Origin of the sequence: Enterobacter sp. BNK-13, assembly GCF_048685015.1 — a bacterium.
Classification (GTDB): Bacteria; Pseudomonadota; Gammaproteobacteria; order Enterobacterales; family Enterobacteriaceae; genus Enterobacter; species Enterobacter quasiroggenkampii.
In genome coordinates, this window is sequence record NZ_JBLQTP010000001.1 from 1,568,000 (window position 1) to 1,587,086 (window position 19,087).

At 55.5% G+C, this 19,087-nt stretch carries 19 protein-coding genes and 2 tRNA genes; 7 read left to right on the forward strand and 14 right to left on the reverse strand.

All coding sequences use genetic code 11. The annotated features are described in order from the left end of the window. Positions 1-19: 19 nt before the first annotated feature. The 4 genes from ACMGGQ_RS07520 to mdtK all read right to left on the reverse strand — a co-directional run bounded on the left by ACMGGQ_RS07520 (position 20) and on the right by mdtK (position 3,419). A complete protein-coding gene (locus ACMGGQ_RS07520) occupies positions 20-1,615 on the reverse strand; it encodes an FAD-NAD(P)-binding protein (protein ID WP_420289790.1) in 1,596 nt (531 codons plus the stop codon). Between the two features lie 119 nt (positions 1,616-1,734). After that, a tRNA-Val gene (locus ACMGGQ_RS07525) sits at positions 1,735-1,811 on the reverse strand. A gap of 4 nt (positions 1,812-1,815) precedes the next feature. Further along, positions 1,816-1,892: transfer RNA gene (locus ACMGGQ_RS07530), tRNA-Val, on the reverse strand. 153 nt (positions 1,893-2,045) lie between these two features. Beyond that, the gene (mdtK, locus tag ACMGGQ_RS07535) at positions 2,046-3,419 is read right to left on the reverse strand and encodes an MdtK family multidrug efflux MATE transporter (protein WP_262764196.1); all 1,374 of its coding nucleotides are present in this window, start codon (positions 3,417-3,419) and stop codon (positions 2,046-2,048) included. Positions 3,420-3,644: 225 nt separating this feature from the next. On the opposite strand from mdtK, the gene ACMGGQ_RS07540 reads away from it, so the two are divergent. After that, entirely contained in the window at positions 3,645-4,286 is a 642-nt protein-coding gene (locus ACMGGQ_RS07540; protein ID WP_008500602.1) for a riboflavin synthase, read from the forward strand. Positions 4,287-4,317: 31 nt separating this feature from the next. Here ACMGGQ_RS07540 and cfa read toward each other — a convergent pair whose 3' ends face one another. Both cfa and punC read right to left on the reverse strand, forming a co-directional pair. Continuing rightward, positions 4,318-5,466, reverse strand: coding sequence for a cyclopropane fatty acyl phospholipid synthase (cfa, locus tag ACMGGQ_RS07545; protein ID WP_008500601.1), 1,149 nt, complete (start codon positions 5,464-5,466; stop codon positions 4,318-4,320). Between the two features lie 298 nt (positions 5,467-5,764). Continuing rightward, the gene (punC, locus tag ACMGGQ_RS07550; RefSeq protein ID WP_420289791.1) at positions 5,765-6,964 is read right to left on the reverse strand and encodes a purine nucleoside transporter PunC; all 1,200 of its coding nucleotides are present in this window, start codon (positions 6,962-6,964) and stop codon (positions 5,765-5,767) included. A 114-nt stretch (positions 6,965-7,078) separates the two neighbouring features. On the opposite strand from punC, the gene punR reads away from it, so the two are divergent. Then, the gene (gene punR / locus ACMGGQ_RS07555; protein ID WP_039266192.1) at positions 7,079-7,990 is read left to right on the forward strand and encodes a DNA-binding transcriptional activator PunR; all 912 of its coding nucleotides are present in this window, start codon (positions 7,079-7,081) and stop codon (positions 7,988-7,990) included. Positions 7,991-8,008: 18 nt separating this feature from the next. Here the strand turns inward: punR and purR are convergent, their stop codons facing one another. Further along, the gene (gene purR / locus ACMGGQ_RS07560) at positions 8,009-9,034 is read right to left on the reverse strand and encodes an HTH-type transcriptional repressor PurR (protein WP_008500597.1); all 1,026 of its coding nucleotides are present in this window, start codon (positions 9,032-9,034) and stop codon (positions 8,009-8,011) included. A 297-nt stretch (positions 9,035-9,331) separates the two neighbouring features. Here purR and ACMGGQ_RS07565 point away from each other — a divergent pair, with 297 nt between their 5' ends. Both ACMGGQ_RS07565 and ACMGGQ_RS07570 read left to right on the forward strand, forming a co-directional pair. Continuing rightward, on the forward strand, positions 9,332-9,421 hold the full coding sequence (locus ACMGGQ_RS07565; protein ID WP_008500596.1) for a YnhF family membrane protein: 90 nt from the start codon (positions 9,332-9,334) through the stop codon (positions 9,419-9,421). A 163-nt stretch (positions 9,422-9,584) separates the two neighbouring features. Then, positions 9,585-10,751: an MFS transporter gene (locus ACMGGQ_RS07570; protein WP_420289792.1), complete on the forward strand. Its 1,167-nt coding sequence runs from the start codon at positions 9,585-9,587 to the stop codon at positions 10,749-10,751. A gap of 38 nt (positions 10,752-10,789) precedes the next feature. Here ACMGGQ_RS07570 and sodB read toward each other — a convergent pair whose 3' ends face one another. Further along, a complete protein-coding gene (gene sodB, locus ACMGGQ_RS07575; protein WP_023311353.1) occupies positions 10,790-11,371 on the reverse strand; it encodes a superoxide dismutase [Fe] in 582 nt (193 codons plus the stop codon). A 122-nt stretch (positions 11,372-11,493) separates the two neighbouring features. Then, positions 11,494-12,267: a C40 family peptidase gene (locus ACMGGQ_RS07580; protein ID WP_048222760.1), complete on the reverse strand. Its 774-nt coding sequence runs from the start codon at positions 12,265-12,267 to the stop codon at positions 11,494-11,496. Positions 12,268-12,605: 338 nt separating this feature from the next. Here ACMGGQ_RS07580 and grxD point away from each other — a divergent pair, with 338 nt between their 5' ends. Beyond that, positions 12,606-12,953 carry a monothiol glutaredoxin 4 gene (gene grxD, locus ACMGGQ_RS07585; protein ID WP_003832760.1) on the forward strand — a complete coding sequence of 116 codons (348 nt, stop codon included), beginning with the start codon at positions 12,606-12,608 and terminating at the stop codon, positions 12,951-12,953. A 74-nt stretch (positions 12,954-13,027) separates the two neighbouring features. Here the strand turns inward: grxD and rnt are convergent, their stop codons facing one another. The 5 genes from rnt to eptA form a co-directional block, all read right to left on the reverse strand. Next, a complete protein-coding gene (gene rnt, locus ACMGGQ_RS07590; protein ID WP_023618191.1) occupies positions 13,028-13,687 on the reverse strand; it encodes a ribonuclease T in 660 nt (219 codons plus the stop codon). 95 nt (positions 13,688-13,782) lie between these two features. Then, positions 13,783-14,190: a lactoylglutathione lyase gene (gene gloA, locus ACMGGQ_RS07595; protein WP_008500591.1), complete on the reverse strand. Its 408-nt coding sequence runs from the start codon at positions 14,188-14,190 to the stop codon at positions 13,783-13,785. Positions 14,191-14,290: 100 nt separating this feature from the next. Further along, a complete protein-coding gene (locus ACMGGQ_RS07600; protein WP_420289793.1) occupies positions 14,291-15,388 on the reverse strand; it encodes an alkene reductase in 1,098 nt (365 codons plus the stop codon). A gap of 54 nt (positions 15,389-15,442) precedes the next feature. Beyond that, complete coding sequence (locus ACMGGQ_RS07605; protein ID WP_045910326.1) at positions 15,443-16,042, reverse strand: TetR/AcrR family transcriptional regulator; 600 nt, start codon at positions 16,040-16,042, stop codon at positions 15,443-15,445. A gap of 41 nt (positions 16,043-16,083) precedes the next feature. Next, positions 16,084-17,709 (reverse strand): phosphoethanolamine transferase EptA, encoded by a 1,626-nt coding sequence (eptA, locus tag ACMGGQ_RS07610; protein ID WP_420289794.1) that lies wholly within the window; start codon positions 17,707-17,709, stop codon positions 16,084-16,086. Positions 17,710-17,858: 149 nt separating this feature from the next. Here eptA and ACMGGQ_RS07615 point away from each other — a divergent pair, with 149 nt between their 5' ends. Continuing rightward, positions 17,859-18,098, forward strand: coding sequence for a DUF1289 domain-containing protein (locus ACMGGQ_RS07615; RefSeq protein ID WP_008500587.1), 240 nt, complete (start codon positions 17,859-17,861; stop codon positions 18,096-18,098). Between the two features lie 48 nt (positions 18,099-18,146). Next, positions 18,147-19,043 carry an aldo/keto reductase gene (locus ACMGGQ_RS07620; RefSeq protein ID WP_353145281.1) on the forward strand — a complete coding sequence of 299 codons (897 nt, stop codon included), beginning with the start codon at positions 18,147-18,149 and terminating at the stop codon, positions 19,041-19,043. Positions 19,044-19,087 lie beyond the last annotated feature (44 nt).

Consider the following 19,087-nt stretch of genomic DNA (forward strand, 5'->3'; position numbering starts at 1 on the left):
GCAGGGCACGGATGCCCTGTCAGTATTCAAAATAGGGTAATCTCCGCCGCACGCGTGACGCGGGTTTTTCCGCCGCTTTCGCCATCGCCTCTGCAATCTCTGCACACTCCACCAGCCCCTGAACGAAGGGACGATCGTGCATCAGCCACGGTATCGCACCGAAGGCGATGCGCCCGCGAACGGTGTCAGGCGCTTTTAAGGTGTAATCCTCGCCGATATCGGGTATCTCATCGCCGGTCGCTTCCAGCTGTTTTCGCAGCGTCGGGAAGGGCAGATCTTTCGTTTTGAGCGGCTTTTGTCCGCGCGCGTCAATAAATACGTCGAAACGATAGACGGTCTCTTGTGTGGTTATTACCGTTCGATCGCTGCCAACGTCGAGCGTGTAGTCGTCACCGAGTGCGGCCACGCTGATGATGCCGGCTTCGCGAAGTGCGAGCAGCCTGCGGATAGACTGCGGAGGAATGGCGGCATAGTTGTCGATAAATACCCGAGCCAGCCCCTGCCTGAAGCGTTCAGCGTCTCGCTCGTCGAGATGGGGGACAATCTCCTGAACGACCTCATGCAGCCGCAGCACGGTGTAGCGCCACGCCACGGTACGGCGTTCCCGTTTGTTGCGTTCAACCTCGTTGAGATTCTCTTCCGCCCAGGTAAAGGGGCCGTGGCGTTGACGATCCTCAAACCAGGCCTCACGAACAGTGTCCGCATTCAGCGTATGCAGAGACATCTTCTCGCACCACGCCGGATCGGCAAGCTGAAGCTCTTTGACCATCAGGGCAAAAATGCGGTCAAGCAGGCCATCCGGTCCTTTGGCGATCTCGCTTTCCACCACGAATTCGGTCAATACCGACAGCGGCTCGTAAGGAATAGGGCAGTAAAAATCGGCTTCCGGCAGAATGCCCGTCCGGGACATCAGTGTAATGTGTAACCCTTCGCTGCTTTTGTCGAGGATGAATTTACCGTCACGAAACGCACCGTGCTGCATCACCACCGCCATAGCCGCGTCCAGGCCGCTCAACGAGGTGCCCATAATGCCCACGCGGCAAGGGGGAATGCGGGCGTCCATCAGACCGGACCACGGGCTTGGGAAGAACGTGCGCGTGGCTTCATCCTCCTCTGGCCAGACGTGGCCGGTGGCAATAACCGCCAGGTCGAATTGATCCGGTAAGGTGCGGTCGTTGACCGAAATCGTCACGCCGGTTGTCGAAGGGATGATGTCGGTGACCTTCGCGGATTCATGGACCTTAACCTCGACCCCCAGCTTTTTCGCCTCTTTTACGATTGAACGAAAACTGTCGCGAAAGTACTCTCCCAACAGAAGCCTGGGCAGGAACTGTCGGTCATGCAGGCTGGCTTTATCCACCTTAAAGCGTGCCAGATGGGCGTCGCTCTGTTCCTTAAGCCAGTCGAGGTAGGTCATAAAAATGGGCGGGATTTCAATGCTCGCAATGTTCGCCAGCATCAGTCGGGAATTATCGTCGTCGTTATAGGGCATGCCCACGCCGGCTTCATCGGCCTGTTCAAAGACGGAAACAGAGAGCGGCGTGCTGTTTTGAAGCAGGTGATAAAAGGTGTAAATCCCTGTGGGGCCGGAGCCGATAATCGCGATCTTCTTCATCGACACGTTTCCTGTGTTTTTTTCCATAGGAAAAGCGTAGCAGGAGAATAATGATGAAAATAAAGGATTAAGAAAATTCAGGCTATCAGAGGAGAATTTGCACCATTTCAGGACTGAAATGGTGCGTCCGAGTGGACTCGAACCACCGACCCCCACCATGTCAAGGTGGTGCTCTAACCAACTGAGCTACGGACGCAGAATGGTGCGTTCAATTGGACTCGAACCAACGACCCCCACCATGTCAAGGTGGTGCTCTAACCAACTGAGCTATGAACGCAACGTGTTGTCGGTGACAACGGGGACGAATATTAGCGGCACAGCACCGAGGTGGCAAGAGGGAAAATGCAATTTTCTCTCTGATTTCACGCGATTGCTGTATTACCGCGCAAAGTGAAGAGAAAGTAGCCGCCGGGTGGCGGCTACTGCGTATTTAACGTGCAGCGCGTTGCAAAATGATCGTGGATGGCTGGCGCTGCAGGAAGCGCATGCGCATCATCATCATAATCGCCGCCGACGTCAGGCCGATGATAAAGCCCATCCAGAACCCCGCCGGTCCCATGCGGTCCACCACCAGGTCGGTCAGGGCCAGAATATACCCACACGGCAGACCCAGCACCCAGTAGGCGATGAAGGTGATAAAGAAAATGGAGCGCGTGTCTTTATAGCCGCGCAGCACGCCGCTGCCAATCACCTGAATGGAGTCCGAAATCTGGTAAATCGCGGCCAGCAGCATCAGGTGCGATGCCAGCGCGACGACTTCCGGATTGTCGTTATAGAGCAGGGCAATTTGCTCGCGCAGCGCGACGGTAAAAAGCGCCGTGCAAATGGCCATGCAGACGCCGACGCCCAGTCCGGTGCGCGCGGCGGTTTGCGCGTCGAGCGTCGAGCCTTGTCCCAGGCGGAAGCCCACGCGGATCGTCACTGCCGCAGCCAGCGACATCGGCAGGACGAACATCAGGGAGCTGAAGTTCAGCGCAATCTGGTGCCCGGCGACGTTCACAATGCCCAGCGGGGAGACCAGCAGGGCGACCACGGCAAACAGGGTCACCTCAAAGAACAGCGCAAGGGCAATCGGCAACCCTAGCTGCACCAGACGCGTCATGATGCTCCAGTCCGGCGTGCTGAATTTGTTCTCGTTACGAATATCGCGCATTGAGCGGGCGCGCTTGACGAAGGTAAGCATCGAGAAGAACATGACCCAGTAAACGGCTGCCGTCGCCACGCCGCAGCCGACGCCACCCAGCTCCGGCATCCCGAAATGACCGTAAATAAAGACATAGTTAACCGGGATGTTGACCAGCAGCCCGATAAAACCCATCACCATGCCGGGCTTGGTTTTCGCCAGGCCTTCACACTGGTTACGCGCCACCTGGAAAAAGAGGTAGCCCGGCGCGCCCCAGAGCAGCGCGCGCAGATAGCCCACGGCTTTGTCCGCCAGCGCCGGGTCAATATTATGCATAGCGCGAATGATATGGCCCGCGTTCCAGAGCACCACCATGATCAGCACGGAGACAAACCCTGCCAGCCAGAAACCCTGGCGAACCTGATGGGCGATGCGCTCGCGACGGCCTGAGCCATTGAGCTGAGCGATAACAGGCGTGAGCGCGAGCAGCAGACCGTGACCGAACAGGATGGCCGGAAGCCAGATTGACGTGCCGATAGCCACGGCTGCCATGTCGGTGGCGCTGTAGCCACCTGCCATTACCGTATCCACAAATCCCATTGCGGTCTGGGCCACTTGCGCGACGATCACTGGTATAGCCAGTGCCAATAACTGGCGCGCTTCATTCATGTACTTCTGCACGTGAACACCTTTATTTTGTAGTTATTTGAGAGACTAAAAAAGCCGCCGAAACGGGCAGCAAGAAGAAAATGCAGGGGGGTGCCAGCTATTGTAGCGGGCTTTAGCTATTTATCTAGTGAAAAAATCGCCAGAAAATGCGCTCCGCTGGCAACCTGTTTTTCCAACTGTTATTGTGGAGGGATTAAACGGTGTCATCACCGTTCGGAAAAAACAGGAGTTGTAAGCATGTTTACTGGTATTGTGCAGGGCACTGCCAAAGTGGTGTCCATTGATGAAAAACCTAATTTCCGTACTCATGTTGTTGAGCTGCCGGAATATATGCTTGAGGGCATCGAAACCGGCGCCTCGATTGCCCATAACGGCTGCTGCCTGACCGTGACCGAAATTAACGGCAACCAGATTAGCTTTGATTTAATGAAAGAGACGCTGCGGATCACTAACCTGGGCGAGCTGGTGGTAGGCGATACCGTCAACGTTGAGCGCGCGGCGAAGTTCAGCGATGAGATTGGCGGCCATTTGATGTCGGGGCACATCATGACCACTGCCGAAGTGGCGAAAATCGTGACCTCGGAAAATAACCGTCAAATCTGGTTTAAAATGCAGGACCCGTCATTAATGAAATACATCCTCTATAAAGGATTTATTGGCATTGACGGGATTAGCCTGACCGTGGGAGAAGTGACGCCAACGCGTTTTTGCGTGCATTTAATTCCTGAAACGCTGCAGCGCACTACGCTGGGCGCCAAAAAACTGGGGCATCGCGTGAATATCGAAATCGATCCGCAAACCCAGGCGGTGGTGGATACGGTTGAACGCGTGCTGGCAGCTAAAGAAGCCGCAATAATAAAGACCGCAGAAGAAGAATAAAAAATAACCCCGGCTATCCGGGGTTATTTTTTTAGCGTGCGACACGCAGTCCGTGTTCAATCCCCCGGCTGAATACCACCTGCCAGAGCTGAATATCCCGTGCGCGAAACGCCCCCGCGCAGGCATTCAGATAATAGCTAAACATCCGTTTGAATCGTTCTGAATAGTTGTCCGCAATCTCGGGCCAGGCTTTCTGGAAACGTTCATGCCACGCCATTAAGGTGGTGTCGTAGTCCGCGCCAAAGTTATGCCAGTCTTCCATCACGAAATGGGATTCACTGGCGTTGGCGATCTGGCGAACGGACGGTAAACAGCCATTCGGAAAGATGTATTTATTGATCCACGGGTCAACGTTATTGTCGGTCCGCTTAGAGCCGATGGTGTGCAGCAGGAAGAGCCCGTCCGGTTTCAGATTACGATCCACCACCTCAAAGTAGGTATCGTAGTTTTTTGGCCCCACGTGCTCGAACATGCCGACGGAAACGATCCGGTCGAACTGCTCGTTCAGGTCACGGTAGTCCTGCAGCCGGATATCCACATCGAGACCCTGGCAGCGCTCTCGCGCCATTTTTTGCTGTTCCGCTGAGATCGTCACGCCGACCACGCTGACGCCATAGTGCTTCGCCATAAAATACGCCAGCCCGCCCCAGCCGCAGCCGATATCCAGCACGCGCATGCCGGGCTGTAGCTGCAGCTTTTCACTGATCAGACGCAGCTTAGCCTGCTGTGCTTCCTCAAGCGTCGACGCATCTTTCCAGTAGGCGCAGGAGTATTGCATGAAAGGATCCAGCATGCGGCTGAAAAGGTCATTGCCGAGATCGTAATGCTCTTTGCCGACGATCCAGGCGCGTTTTTTACTTTGCAAGTTAAACAGTCGGGCAGAGGCGACACGCAGGGTGTCTTTCAGATTACGGGGGAGTTGATTTTCCAGACCGGCACGCAACACACTGGCAAAAAAGATATCCAGCCGTTCACATTCCCACCAGCCGTCCATATAACTTTCTCCCAGGCCTAGCGACCCTTCCCGCAACACGCGTTTAAAAAAGTCGGGATGTTTAACCTGGGGATCGGATGGCGAAGATCCGTTGATAGTGATGCCTGCTCGACCTAACAGTTCACTGACGATCCGGGACCAGTTGTCGTCCGGAACGCTGACTTCTTCTATACACGATGAACTCATAGCTTCTCCATCACCCTGATGTGATCAGAACCTTCAAACAGCGTAGACGCTTTTTTTGGTTTGTGAGAAATCTCACGGTAAATACCGCGAGGCTAGTATCCGACGTAGAACAGAGGAAGGGAGATAACCCTTGCCGAAATGCCTTCCATGGTAAAACGGGAGCACTCCGGCTCCCGTTAACACTTAATATTTATCGTATTTAATCGAACCAAATTTAGTATAGGCCTCAAAATTTGGTGATTCAATAGAAAATTGTTAGCAACCTAATCACTGAAATGTAACATGATTTCTGGCGCAATCAGGCATGCGAGGTTTCCACCTGCGCACCGCTATCTTGCTCACGCTGCGCGGACGCCTGCATGCGGTAACCCAATACCGCCAGCGCAACGGTGACCAGCATCACGCTGGTGGTGGTTAACAGCGGCGTCGCAATCAGCGCCGAGACCACCAGGCTTGCCAGGAAGCACAGACCCAGCTGCAGGGTATTTTGCAGCGCGGCGGCGCGGCCTGTTGCCTGCGGGAACGGACGTAACGCCTGTGCCACCACGATCGGGTAAATCGCCCCGTTCGCCACGGCCATCACGCAGAAGGGAATCAAAATTTCAGCCAGGCCCGCGCCCGGAATAAACCCGACGGCCCAGGTACCGATGACGCTCAGCGCATAGAGCACCAGCAGCCATGGCAGCATCTGCTGACCTTCCCATTTTTGCAGCGCCGCGCGGCAGCCGTACCCGCCCACCAGGAACGCGATGGTCTGCGGAACATAGCTCAGACCGATGGCCGCCGGGCTGTAGCCCATATCGTGCAGAATAAACGGCGAGCCAGTGAGCCACGCGAAGAAGCTGGCCGAACAGGCGGCATAAATCAGGACATTCCCGCGATACGCCTTGGCGCTCAGCAGGGAGGTGAAGGTAATCGGCTTCGCGTCGACATGCGCCTCTTTTTTATGCGCGGGTTTAAGGGCAAACGCCGGCAGCATCAGCACCAGCGTGATGGCAAACAGCGTGGCAAAAATGGCCTGCCAGTCAAAGTGCGCGAGGATCCAGCTGCCCAGCAGCGGAGCCAGGGCAGGGGAAAGACCCACCAGCGGCATAATAGTGGCGAAAATACGGTTTGTGCGGTTAGCCGGATAGTAGTCGGTCACCAGCGCCTGCCAGGTCACCGCCGCAGCACAGACGCCCACGGCCTGAATAAAGCGCAGCACCAGCAGCCAGGTAGCATCGCGCACCCACAGCATCCCCAGGCAGCCCACGGCAAAAATGGCCAGACCCAGCAGCAATACCGGTTTACGGCCAAAGCGATCCGAGAGCGGTCCCCACAGGAGCTGCGCGAAAGCAAAACCGGCAAGGAACAGGCTCAGGCTGGCGCTGATGGCCGCCGCAGGGGTTTGCAGGTCTTCCTGCATCGCGGCAAACGCGGGCAGGTACATGTCGGTGGCCAAAAAGCCCAGCACGCTTAAGCCGCCGAGCCAGACTAAAAATCCTTTCCTGGGTTGCATTCTCTTATTCTCCTGATGAGGCAGGTGTACGTTGGCGCAGAGTGTAGGGAGTGCAAAGCGGCTTGTGAAACGCTAATATTTGGCGGGTGCATTCAAATTTTTTGCAGGCAGAAAATGTGGTCAGATTATTCTCTTGAAGTGGTCGATGCTGTTGCGCGTAACGGCAGCTTTAGCGGTGCAGCGCAGGAGTTGCACCGCGTCCCTTCGGCCATTAGCTACACGGTGCGTCAGCTTGAGGAATGGCTGGCGGTTCCGCTGTTTGAACGGCGGCATCGCGACGTGGAATTAACGCCCGCAGGCGCGTGGTTTTTGAAGGAAGGGCGTTCTGTTATCAAAAAAATGCAGATCACCCGCGAACAGTGCCAGCAGATCGCCAACGGCTGGCGGGGACATCTCGCCATCGCGGTGGATAACATCGTGAAGCCGGAACGCACCCGGCAGATGATCGTGGATTTCTATCGTCATTTCTCTGACGTTGAGCTGCGGGTCTCGCAGGAGGTGTTCAACGGGGTGTGGGATGCGCTGGCGGACGGCAGGGCGGAGATGGCGATTGGCGCTACGCAGGCGATCCCGGTCGGGGGACGTTACGCCTTTCGCGACATGGGGATGCTGAGCTGGAAATGCGTGGTGGCACGCGATCATCCCCTGGCGGCGATGGACGGGCCGCTGAGCGACGATACGCTGCGTAACTGGCCGTCGCTGGTGCTGGAGGATACGTCCCGCTCATTGCCCAAGCGTATCACCTGGCTTCTGGACAACCAGCGGCGGGTGGTGGCTCCTGACTGGGAATCGTCGGCGACGTGCCTCAGCGCCGGGCTGTGCGTCGCGATGGTGCCCGTTCATTTTGCGCGTCCGCGCATCGATACCGGAGAATGGGTTGAACTGACGCTGGAGAATCCGTTCCCGGACGCGGCCTGCTGCCTGACCTGGCAACAAAATGATGTCTCGCCCGCCATGGCCTGGCTGCTGGATTATCTGGGAGACAGCGAAACGCTAAACCGGGAATGGTTACGGGAGCCAGCGTAGCTGGCCCCGTCAAAAGGATTAACGACGGTAGTCGCGGAACGGACCATCCGCAACGGAACGGCGTTCAATCAGGCGTGGGTGAACTTCAATGGACTGCGACTCTTCGCGTTTGTTGACGATTCTGTCCAACAGCATATTGAAGGCCGTTTCGCCCAGCGAATCTTTTGGCTGGTGAATGGTTGTCAGCGCCGGGGTGAAGAAGCGCGCGTTACGCACGTTGTCATACCCGATCACGGAAATATCCTGCGGTACGCGCAGACCCAGCTCATCGGCGGCGCAGAGCGCACCCATGGCCATGATGTCACCCCCGCAGAAAACGGCGGTCGGGCGGTGCGGCTGGGAAACGATCTGCTGCATTGCGCGGTAGCCTGATTCCGGCTCAAAGTCGCCCTGCACGATCCAGTTTTCCGGCACGGTAATCAGCGCTTCTTCCATCGCTTTCATAAAACCGGCCAGACGGCCCGCGCCGGTGTTACGCTCCAGCGGACCCGGGATCACGCCAATCTCGCGGTGACCGCGTTCGATCAGGTAACGACCCGCCATGTAACCGCCTTCAAAAGCGTTGTCGATAACGGAGTCGGTGAAGTCCGCGCGCGCTTCACCCCAGTCCATGACCACCATGGGGATATGGCGATATTCTTCGAGCATCGACAGCACGGATTCCGGGTACTCGGAACACATCACCAGCAGGCCATCCACGCGCTTCTGCGCCATCATCGACAGGTAGGCACGCTGTTTTTCTATGCTGTTCCATGCGTTGCCCAGAATCAGGGTATAGCCTTTCTGGAAGCAGTTCTTCTCTACCGCTTCAATGATCTCGGCAAAATAGGCCGCTTCACTGCTGGTGGCCAGCAATCCAATGGATTTGGTGTGATTAACCTTGAGGCTGCGCGCAACCGCACTTGGCGAATAGTGCAGCTCTTTGATCGCTGCCCAGACGGCGTTGCGCGTCTCTTCCGCCACGAAGCGGGTTTTGTTAATTACATGTGATACGGTTGTAGTGGAAACGTTTGCGCGTTTTGCTACGTCTTTAATTGTTGCCATTAAATGTCACTCCAGACCATATCCTAAGCTCCTGAAAAACTTGAAGGTAAACGTTTGCCTTCTCTCACCCTTATCACGCAATCTTGAATTGCGGCACGCCGGGAAAACGACACGGGACGTCAGGAGGGGATCAATGGCCGGTACGCTAATAAATTTAGCGTGGAATTTTGTCCTATCTTGATGAAAAGGGGAAGAGGTAAAGTGTTTATCAGCCTAAATCCAGGAAGATTTTTGACGTAAATTATGCAAAAATGAGCAGGCTCACTTTTCGTGGGGGGATTAAAAGGAGAAAAATTGATGAGTTCCGATCTGAAGTTTTCGCTGTTCACCACCGTTGTTGTGCTGGCTCTGATTGTCGCGGCGGGTCTGACGGCCGCGCTGCACTGATTTACGCGGAGGGAGAGCCTTCTCCCTCCCGCTCACCCCGATTGTTACTCCTAAGGCAAAAATCTTTTGCCATTTTGTTAACTTCTCATTTTTTGTGATTGATGTCATGCTTTCCGCTTCTTTGTTCTGTGTCACCACATGACACGGCATCCGGAGTTGACGCATGAAAATCAATTTTCCCCTGCTGGCCCTGGCGATTGGCGCTTTTGGGATTGGCACCACTGAATTCTCCCCGATGGGGTTACTGCCCGTCATCGCCCGCGGCGTGGACGTCTCGATTCCTGCGGCAGGCATGTTAATCAGCGCCTACGCTATCGGCGTGATGGTGGGGGCGCCGCTGATGACGCTTCTCCTTTCGCACCGCGCGCGCCGCAATGCGCTCATTTTCCTGATGGCGATTTTCACCCTCGGTAACGTGCTTTCGGCCATTTCGCCGGACTACACCACGCTGATGCTGTCGCGTATTCTGACCAGCCTCAACCACGGCGCGTTCTTTGGGCTGGGGTCGGTTGTGGCGGCAAGCGTGGTGCCAAAACATAAGCAGGCCAGCGCCGTGGCCACCATGTTTATGGGCCTGACCATTGCTAACATCGGCGGCGTTCCTGCGGCAACCTGGCTGGGCGAGGTCATTGGCTGGAGGATGTCCTTCCTGGGGACGGCCGGACTGGGCGTAGTCGCGATGGTGGCGTTGTTCTTCTCCCTGCCAAAAGGCAGCGCGGGTGAACGCCCTGACGTACGCAGAGAGCTGTCGGTGCTGGTGCGCCCGCAGGTGCTCTCTGCGCTGCTTACCACCGTGCTGGGGGCAGGGGCGATGTTTACCCTCTACACCTATATTTCACCTGTGCTGCATGACATCACCCACGCAACGCCTCTCTTTGTGACCGCGATGCTGGTGCTGATTGGCGTGGGCTTCTCGATTGGCAACTATCTCGGCGGGAAATTTGCCGACCGTTCGGTGAGCGGAACGCTGAAGGGCTTCTTAACCCTGCTGATTGTTATCATGATCGCCATTCCGTGGCTGGCGCGTAACGAGTTTGGCGCCGCGGTGGCGATGGTCGTCTGGGGGGCTGCAACGTTCGCTGTGGTGCCACCGCTGCAGATGCGCGTGATGCGCGTCGCGCATGAAGCGCCGGGCCTCTCATCCTCGGTCAATATTGGTGCCTTCAACCTGGGCAATGCGCTCGGTGCGGCGGCCGGTGGGGCCGTGATTTCAGGGGGGCTGGGGTACAGTTTTGTGCCGGTGATGGGGGCGATTATTGCCGCGCTCGGCCTGCTGCTGGTGATGATGTCGGGTCGTAAACAGCCAGAAGCAGCCTGCGCTGCGGAATAAACCAAAAACGCAGAAGGGCGAACCCTTCTGCGTGTCTCTTACGCAGCGAAGTTCTTCGCCACAAAGTCCCAGTTAACCAGTGCCCAGAAGTGCTCCAGGTAGTTAGGGCGCGCGTTACGGTAATCGATGTAGTAAGCGTGTTCCCATACGTCCACGGTCATCAGCGGCTTAGCGCTGGTGGTCAGCGGGGTGCCCGCGTTAGAGGTGGACACGATAGCCAGTTTGCCATCCGCCTCTTTGACCAGCCACGTCCAGCCCGAACCGAAGTTCTTGATGGCGGCATCGGTGAACTTCGCTTTGAAATCCGCGAAGCTGCCAAAGGCGGCATTGATGGCGGTAGCCAGTTCACCGGCAGGTTCGCCACCGGCGTTTGGCGCCAGGCAGTGCCAGTAGAAGGTGTGGTTCCACACCTGAGCGGCGTTGTTGAATACGCCACCCTCAGAACTGCGCACGATCTCTTCCAGCGTTTTGCCTTCAAAATCGGTGCCCTTGATCAGGTTGTTCAGGTTAGTGACGTACGTCTGGTGATGCTTGCCGTAGTGATATTCTAGGGTTTCCGCAGAAATGTGCGGGGCCAGGGCGTCTTTTGCATACGGTAGTGCAGGTAATTCGAACGACATTGCTTCTCTCCTTATTGTATTTTGTGTTGTCAATAACCACACAGACAACAAGGACAGGATAGCAAATTGAAAGGGTATGCAAAAGAGGAACTTACCCTGCCACGGGTGTGGCAGGGCAGGGGTTAGCGAATGGTTTTCGGCGTCATCACGCGGCGTGCGCCGACGTAATGGCGTACCCAGTAGTCTTCACTGAGAGAGGTGATCTGAATATCCTGGCCGCTACGCGGTGACTGGATGAATTTTCCGTTGCCGACATAGACGCCAACGTGGTCAGCTGTCCCGCGGCCCTGCGTGCGGAAGAAGACCAGATCGCCGTTCTCCAGCTCTCCACGGTTGACCGGGGACGCGTCGCGCAGGTGGTACATTTCGTTGGCGGTGCGCGGAATGCGGAACTTGACCAGATCTTTATAGGCGTAATAGACGAGGCCGCTGCAGTCAAAACCGGTACGCGGCGAAGTCCCGCCCCAGTGATAAGGTTTGCCAATCTGCCCCATCAGCTTGTTCATTGCGGTTTTTTGCGCTTTCTGGACACGCACTTTATGCACTTCCGCTATTTTGGTGACCTTCGTGCATTTCGCCTTATGGCCTTTACGCGCGATGCATTTTTCAGTCACGAGGTTAGCGGCGGTTTGCGAAGCTTTACTTTTGGCGGTGTGGGCAGTGCGGGAAGAAGTGGTTTTCGTCTTGCTGGAAACGGTTTTTTTAGTCTGTGTATTTGTCTTTTTCTTGTCGTTCTTAGCGGTGGTTTTTTTCTTACGTTCTGTGGCTTTCACCAGATGGTTTTTTTGTACAGCAGAATGCCGCGCCTGCTGAGAGGCGTTTGCCACTGGCGTGAAAGTGAGTGAAGTAAACAGTAAAGCACAGAGCGTGATCGAGATTTTATTTATCCGCGCCACTGGGCAGTCCCCTGATAAATGCAGGTCATCAATAATACCCGCGTGTGATTTACAAAGCCCGTCGATTCTAATCCATAAAAAGCCAGAAAGTTAATACCATTTTTCAATCTCTAATCCTGTTTCGTTAGCAAGTGCAAAAAAATTCATCGTTCTGTCGTACATTTGCCCATTCCCTAAGCAAAACCCTGGCCGCCGCAGGGGTAAACACCATTTGCAATGCAACTTTTCGTGACTCGGCGTAAAATGTCTATACGTGACAAAAATGTTATTTTCCGATGCCAGTCTGAACCGCTACAATGTCAGACGAATGCCGTAACAGAAGTTAAAGGAAGCAAGACATGAGCACCACTATTGAAAAAATCCAGCGCCAGATCGCTGAAAACCCGATTCTGCTGTATATGAAAGGTTCTCCAAAGCTGCCAAGCTGCGGCTTCTCCGCGCAAGCGGTTCAGGCGCTGTCTGCCTGTGGTGAGCGTTTTGCTTACGTTGATATCCTGCAGAACCCGGACATCCGCGCTGAGCTGCCGAAGTACGCGAACTGGCCGACGTTCCCACAGCTGTGGGTAGACGGTGAACTGGTTGGCGGTTGCGATATTCTGATTGAAATGTATCAGCGCGGTGAACTGCAGCAGCTGATCAAGGAAACCGCGGCGAAGTACAAAACGGAAGAGCCTGACGCAGAGTAATTTTCTGCGGAAATAAAAAAGCGACCTGCTATGTGGTCGCTTTTTTTTGTCGGGTGGCGCTGCGCTTACCCGATCTACGATTGGCGCTCGGCCTCATCACCCATCGGCAGCGGCCAGCCGCCCAGACGCTTCCAGCGGTTGACGATCTCACAGAACAGCTCTGCGGTACGCTCCGTGTCATACAGCGCGGAGTGCGCCTGCGTGCCGTCGAACGGAATGCCAGCCGTAATACAGGCCTTTGATAATACAGTTTGTCCCAACGCCAGGCCGCTCAGCGCGGCGGTGTCGAAGGTGACAAAAGGGTGGAAGGGGTTGCGTTTGAGCGACGCGCGCTCCGCGGCAGCCATGGTAAAGCTGTGATCGAAGGTGGCGTTATGGGCCACCATAATGGCGCGGCTGCAGTTGCTCTCTTTCATGCCTTTACGCACCATTTTAAAAATGGCGTGCAGCGCGTCATATTCACTGACGGCACCGCGCAGCGGGTTATGCGGATCGATACCGTTAAACGCCAGCGCTTCCGGCTGTAAGTTTGCCCCTTCGAAAGGTTCAACGTGGAAATGCAGCGTGGTGTCCGGTGTAAGCCAGCCCTGTTCATCCATCTTCAGCGTGATGGCGGCAATTTCAAGCAGCGCATCGGTTTTAGCGTTAAATCCGGCTGTTTCTACATCAATGACAACGGGATAAAAACCACGAAAACGGTCGCACAGACCGCTAAATTGAGCGTTATCGGACATCAGGGTCTCTTACATGGGGAAAAAGCAGAGCGCATTATGGCAAATTTTGCGGGGTGATGCAGTAAAACTACGGGCGCACGTTGCGCCCTGAGGGATCAGTTGCCCAGACCGCGACCGGCGTCTTTGGCTTCAATCAGCTCGATTTTGTAACCGTCCGGATCTTCCACAAACGCAATCACGGTGGTGCCGCCTTTTACCGGGCCCGCTTCGCGCGTGACGTTACCGCCATTTTTGCGAATGCGTTCGCACGCGTCGGCCGCGTTATCCACTTCCAGCGCGATATGGCCGTAGGCCGTGCCCAGCTCATAGCTGTCAACGCCCCAGTTGTAGGTCAGCTCGATCACCGCTTCATCCGTTTCCGGGCCGTAACCCACGAATGCCAGTGAGTATTTGTATTCCGGGTTTTCGCTGGTGCGCAGCAGCTTCATGCCCAGGACGTTAGTGTAGAAATCGATAGAACGTTGCAGGTCGCCAACGCGCAGCATGGTGTGAAGTAGGCGCATAATTTCCTCATTAACCAATGGAATAAAAAAGCTTTTTGATCAGAAACGATGTTTTAGTATAGCGGCGAACTGTCGCCGCTATCAATGAACAATGGCGAGATTACAGTGAAGGGTAGTCGGTGTAGCCTTCCGCACCGCCGCCGTAGAAGCTTTCCGGACGCTGCGGGTTGAGCGCCGCTTTTTTCTGCAGGCGAGCAACCAGATCCGGGTTGGCGATGTAGTCGCGGCCAAAGGCGACGGCATCGATCAGCCCTTTATTAATCAGATCTTCGGCTTTCTCAGGCGTATAGGCACCTGCACCGATGATCACCCCGTGGAAGCGCTCGCGCACTTTCTGGCGGAAGGCTTCAGTGTAAGGCTTACCGCCAGCCCAGTCAGGCTCGGACATGTGAAGATAGGCAATACCGCGTTTGGCCAGCTCTTCAATCAGATAAAGCGCGTCCGCTTCCTCGTTCGGGCCATTGTCGACGTTCTGGAAAGACCCGATTGGGGAGACGCGGATCCCGATACGGTCCGGGCTCCACTCCTTGCATACCGCATCCACCACTTCCAGCACCAGACGGGCGCGGTTTTCGACGCTGCCGCCGTACTGATCGGTGCGGTGGTTAGACGACGGTGACAGGAACTGGTGCAGCAGATAGCCATGCGCGGAGTGTAGCTCAATCAGGTCAAAGCCGGCTTCACGGGCGTTGGCCACGGCCTGACGGAAGTCGTTAACAATCCCCGGGATTTCGTCCAGCTCCAGCGCACGCGGCATAGAGGTATCCACGCGGATCGCGTTGCCGTTTTCATCGCGCAGGGAAGTACGGGTATTGGCGCTCAGGGCCGACGCGGAGACCGGTGCCTGACCGCCAGGCTGGATGCTGCTGTGTGAGATACGACCGGTATGCCACAGCTGGACCGCAATACGACCCTCTTCAGCGTGAACGCCCGCGGTGATTTTCTGCCATGCCGCGATCTGTTCCGGGCTGTGAAGGCCCGGCGCACCGGCGTAACCCTTCGCCTGCGCAGAGATCTGCGTGGCTTCGGTGATAATCAGGCCAGAGCTTGCGCGTTGACGATAGTATTCGCCCATCAGCGGGGTTGGGATGTCACCCGGCTCAATGCTGCGCAGACGGGTCAGCGGAGCCATGAACACGCGGTTTGGCGCCGTGACGGCACCCACTTTCAATGGGGTAAACAGTTTTTCAGATGACATAAAGACTCCTGAGTAGACCAGTCGACTAGTAATAAGGTAAATAAAAAGCGCCCGTTATACGCCAGGCGCAGTAATGCTGTTTTTCACATGTGCCAGCGCGCTTTCCAGCGGCACGGCACTGCGCGAAATTTTTGCCTGCAGGTTGGCCCCTAACCACAGGGAATAGAGCACCTGAGACTGCATTAAGGGGTCGCCGGAAAAGGCCAGCGTTTTTTCGTCGCGGCCTTTTTCCAGCGCCTGGGCCAGCAGGGCGATCACGCCGCGGGCACCCTTATCCATCGCCGAGCGCATATCTTCGGAAAGATCGCACACCTCGGCAGACAGTTTGACCGTCAGGCATCCGCTGATAATGCCCTGCTGACAGAACTGGTTCAGCGTTTCCTGATAGTAGTTCAGAACACGATCCCGATAGTTTCCTTCACCCGACGCAAAGTGGGTGGCCAGACGCTGGTGGTATCCCGCGTAATGACGCTCCAGCATTGCCACACCAAAGGCCTCTTTGGACCGGAAGTAGTGATAAAACGACCCCTTCGGTACCTCAGCGGTTTTTAATAACTCGCTCAACCCCATACCGGTAAACCCGCGATGCATGCAAAGACGCTCGCCGGTTGCCAGTAGATGTTCGCGGGTATCGTGTTCAGTATTTCTGCTCATGGCCGCACTCTAATAGACCGTTCGGTCTAATGCAAGCGAGTTTATTGACGACATGCGTTCAGAATATCCAGCTGCTGTTGATAAACCATTGATTTAACGTCCATCATACCCAATACGGTTGAGAATAAATTGTCCTGGGAGACCGCATTTTTTGCTGCATGGTCGCGTAAACACTGTTCATTGATGCCAAAGTTTTTCGCGTAGTCCGGTGACAGCCAGAACATAAACGGAATGTGCGTTTGCTGCTCCGGCGCCAGCATGTACGGCGTCCCGTGCAGATAAATGCCGCTTTCACCCAGTGACTCACCGTGATCCGAGAGATAAATCAGCGCGGTATTCATGCTTGCCTGGCGTGCATTCAGGGCATCAATGGTTTTGCTGACCATGCTGTCGGTATACAGGATGGTGTTGTCATAGGTATTCATCAGCGCCTGATGATCGCAATCCTGAATCTCGTTGGTGTCGCAGGTTGGGGTGAATTTCCGGAAAGTGTCCGGGTAACGGCGATAGTACGCCGGACCGTGGCTCCCCATCAGGTGGATAACCAGCACCGTGTCCTGCTTCAGACCATCCAGCACATTGTCCAGACGGTAGAAATTCACATCATCAATACAGGATTTGTCTTTGCAGAACTGATCCAGACTCCACTGCGTCATATCGGTATGCGGCACGCGATCGCAGGCGCCTTTACAGCCGCCGTCGTTGTCGCGCCACAGCAGGTTGATACCCGCATGCTTCAGCACATCGAGCAGACCTTCCTGATGGTGCGCCAGGTCGGCATCGTATTTGCTACGCGTCATGCCCGAGAACATGCACGGAACGGAAACGGCGGTTTCAGTGCCGCATGAGGAGGCCTGCGGGAAGTTAATGACATCCTGCTTTTTCAGCTCCGGGTTCGTTTCACGATCGTAACCATTCAGGGAGTAGTTCGCCGCGCGAGAGGCTTCCCCAACGACCAGTATCAGAACGGTTTTCTTTTGTTGACCTGAAATCAACGGCCCTTTATGGGCATCTTCGCCAATCCGTACCAGCGTTTGATCGCCGGCAAACCAGCGCATTTTGCTGTACTTCACCACCGCGCTGACATAGTTGGCCGGGGTCACCATTTTGACGATGCTTTTGTTGTTGCGAAACAGCGAGGCGTAATCTTTATAAAACACTGCCGCAATCAGGATAATCACCAGCAGGGCGCCAAGCATCGCGGCAACGCGCGTCAGCAGGGCATACCACCATTTCCCGGTACGAATGCGGGTCAGCGCCAGCACCACGGAAGGCACGAGGCCAGCAATAACAATCCACAGAATCATCTGCGGCGTCACCAGGGCTGTCGCTTCCTGAGAGTTGGTTTCGAACACGTTCACAATCATGTTCTGATCGATCACCGCGCCGTAGGTGTACATAAAGTAGGTTGCCGCGGCGCATCCGATCGTCAATACAATCAGCAGCGGCTTGCGGATATAGGGGATATTCAGCAGGCTAAACACAATCACCCAGCCGCAAAACAGCACCAGCGGTACGGACGCGGCAAAGAGGATGTCGTGCAGGTGCGCAGGGGCAATAATGGCCCAGCTGCGCTGGATAAACAGCCCGTTGATTAGCGTAAAGAAGAGTGCACAGCCCAGAGTAAATTTAATGTCGTTACATTGTAACTTTTTGATTAACCACATCGATCGGTAAACCTGTCATTGTCATGATGGGCCGAGTATAAAGAGGGAAGATTAGTGAAACCTTAATGCCACAAATCTGTGGTATAGGCCTTGCACGTGGCGCGTTTAGCGTCTTCACTGTAGGTGAGAGTAGTTATCCGGAGGTGAGTGTGGCAGAGCAGCTGGAGTTTTTCCCCATCCAGAGCCCGTGCCGGGGGATTTGTCAGGTGGATGAACGCGGATATTGCCGCGGGTGCATGCGTACCCGTGACGAGCGTTTTAACTGGCAAAACTTTAGCGACACGCAAAAGCAGGAGGTGCTACGCCTCTGCCGACAGCGTCTTCTGCGCAAAATACGCGCAAACAAAGCCGGTGAGACCGAAGAACCCCAGCAACCTTCACTTTTTTAACACGGTAATTGCGTATACTCATGACATCACGTCCTTGAGGAAAATGTTATGGTTCAGCGAATTACCCTTGCCCCCCAGGGGCCAGAATTCTCCCGTTTTGTGATGGGCTACTGGCGCCTGATGGACTGGAATATGTCCCCCCTCCAGCTGGCGAGCTTTATTGAAGAGCATATCGATCTGGGCGTTACCACGGTCGACCATGCGGATATTTACGGTGGTTATCAGTGTGAAGCCGCATTCGGTGAGGCGCTCAAGCTGGTTCCGGCACTCCGCGACCGCATGGAGATCGTCACGAAGTGCGGGATTGCCACCACGGCAAAACCGGAACACGCCCTTGGGCATTACATCACCGACAGCGCGCATATCATCAAGAGCGCTGAGCAGTCGCTGGTCAATCTGTCGACCGACCGTATCGACCTGCTGTTAATCCACCGTCCGGATCCGCTCATGGATGCCGATGAGGTGGCAGAAGCCTTCCTGAACCTGCATCAGAGCGGCAAAGTGCGTCACTTTGGCGTTTCCAACTTTACCCCGGCGCAGTTTGCACTGCTTCAGTCTCGCCTGCCGTTTACCCTGGCCACCAATCAGGTGGAGATCTCCCCGGTACACCAGCCGCTGCTGCTGGACGGTACCCTCGACCAGTTGCAACAGCTGCGTATTCGCCCGATGGCCTGGTCCTGCCTGGGAGGCGGACGCCTGTTTAATGATGATGAATTCCAGCCGCTGCGCAACGAGCTGGACACTATCGCCCGCGAGCTGAACGCGGAGAGCATCGAACAGGTGGTTTATGCCTGGATCCTGCGTCTGCCGTCAAAACCGCTGCCCATTATTGGTTCTGGCAAAATAGAACGCGTGCGTTCTGCACTGGCCGCTGAAGAGCTGCAGATGACCCGCCAGCAGTGGTTCCGCATCCGCAAAGCCGCGCTGGGTTACGACGTGCCATAAACCGCCAGAAGGTGACTTTCCGGTGAAATCTTTGCCCCTGGTAT

Excerpts from the sequence above, each read along its gene's own strand:
- punC (WP_420289791.1), bottom strand. The coding sequence starts at position 6,964 with ATGCAACCCAGGAAAGGATTTTTAGTCTGGCTCGGCGGCTTAAGCGTG.
- purR (WP_008500597.1), bottom strand. The coding sequence starts at position 9,034 with ATGGCAACAATTAAAGACGTAGCAAAACGCGCAAACGTTTCCACTACA.
- punR (WP_039266192.1), top strand. The coding sequence starts at position 7,079 with ATGTGGTCAGATTATTCTCTTGAAGTGGTCGATGCTGTTGCGCGTAAC.
- gloA (WP_008500591.1), bottom strand. The coding sequence starts at position 14,190 with ATGCGCCTACTTCACACCATGCTGCGCGTTGGCGACCTGCAACGTTCT.
- rnt (WP_023618191.1), bottom strand. The coding sequence starts at position 13,687 with ATGTCCGATAACGCTCAATTTAGCGGTCTGTGCGACCGTTTTCGTGGT.
- sodB (WP_023311353.1), bottom strand. The coding sequence starts at position 11,371 with ATGTCGTTCGAATTACCTGCACTACCGTATGCAAAAGACGCCCTGGCC.
- ACMGGQ_RS07540 (WP_008500602.1), top strand. The coding sequence starts at position 3,645 with ATGTTTACTGGTATTGTGCAGGGCACTGCCAAAGTGGTGTCCATTGAT.
- grxD (WP_003832760.1), top strand. The coding sequence starts at position 12,606 with ATGAGCACCACTATTGAAAAAATCCAGCGCCAGATCGCTGAAAACCCG.
- cfa (WP_008500601.1), bottom strand. The coding sequence starts at position 5,466 with ATGAGTTCATCGTGTATAGAAGAAGTCAGCGTTCCGGACGACAACTGG.
- ACMGGQ_RS07565 (WP_008500596.1), top strand. The coding sequence starts at position 9,332 with ATGAGTTCCGATCTGAAGTTTTCGCTGTTCACCACCGTTGTTGTGCTG.
- ACMGGQ_RS07600 (WP_420289793.1), bottom strand. The coding sequence starts at position 15,388 with ATGTCATCTGAAAAACTGTTTACCCCATTGAAAGTGGGTGCCGTCACG.
- ACMGGQ_RS07605 (WP_045910326.1), bottom strand. The coding sequence starts at position 16,042 with ATGAGCAGAAATACTGAACACGATACCCGCGAACATCTACTGGCAACC.
- eptA (WP_420289794.1), bottom strand. The coding sequence starts at position 17,709 with ATGTGGTTAATCAAAAAGTTACAATGTAACGACATTAAATTTACTCTG.
- ACMGGQ_RS07520 (WP_420289790.1), bottom strand. The coding sequence starts at position 1,615 with ATGAAGAAGATCGCGATTATCGGCTCCGGCCCCACAGGGATTTACACC.
- ACMGGQ_RS07620 (WP_353145281.1), top strand. The coding sequence starts at position 18,147 with ATGGTTCAGCGAATTACCCTTGCCCCCCAGGGGCCAGAATTCTCCCGT.
- ACMGGQ_RS07570 (WP_420289792.1), top strand. The coding sequence starts at position 9,585 with ATGAAAATCAATTTTCCCCTGCTGGCCCTGGCGATTGGCGCTTTTGGG.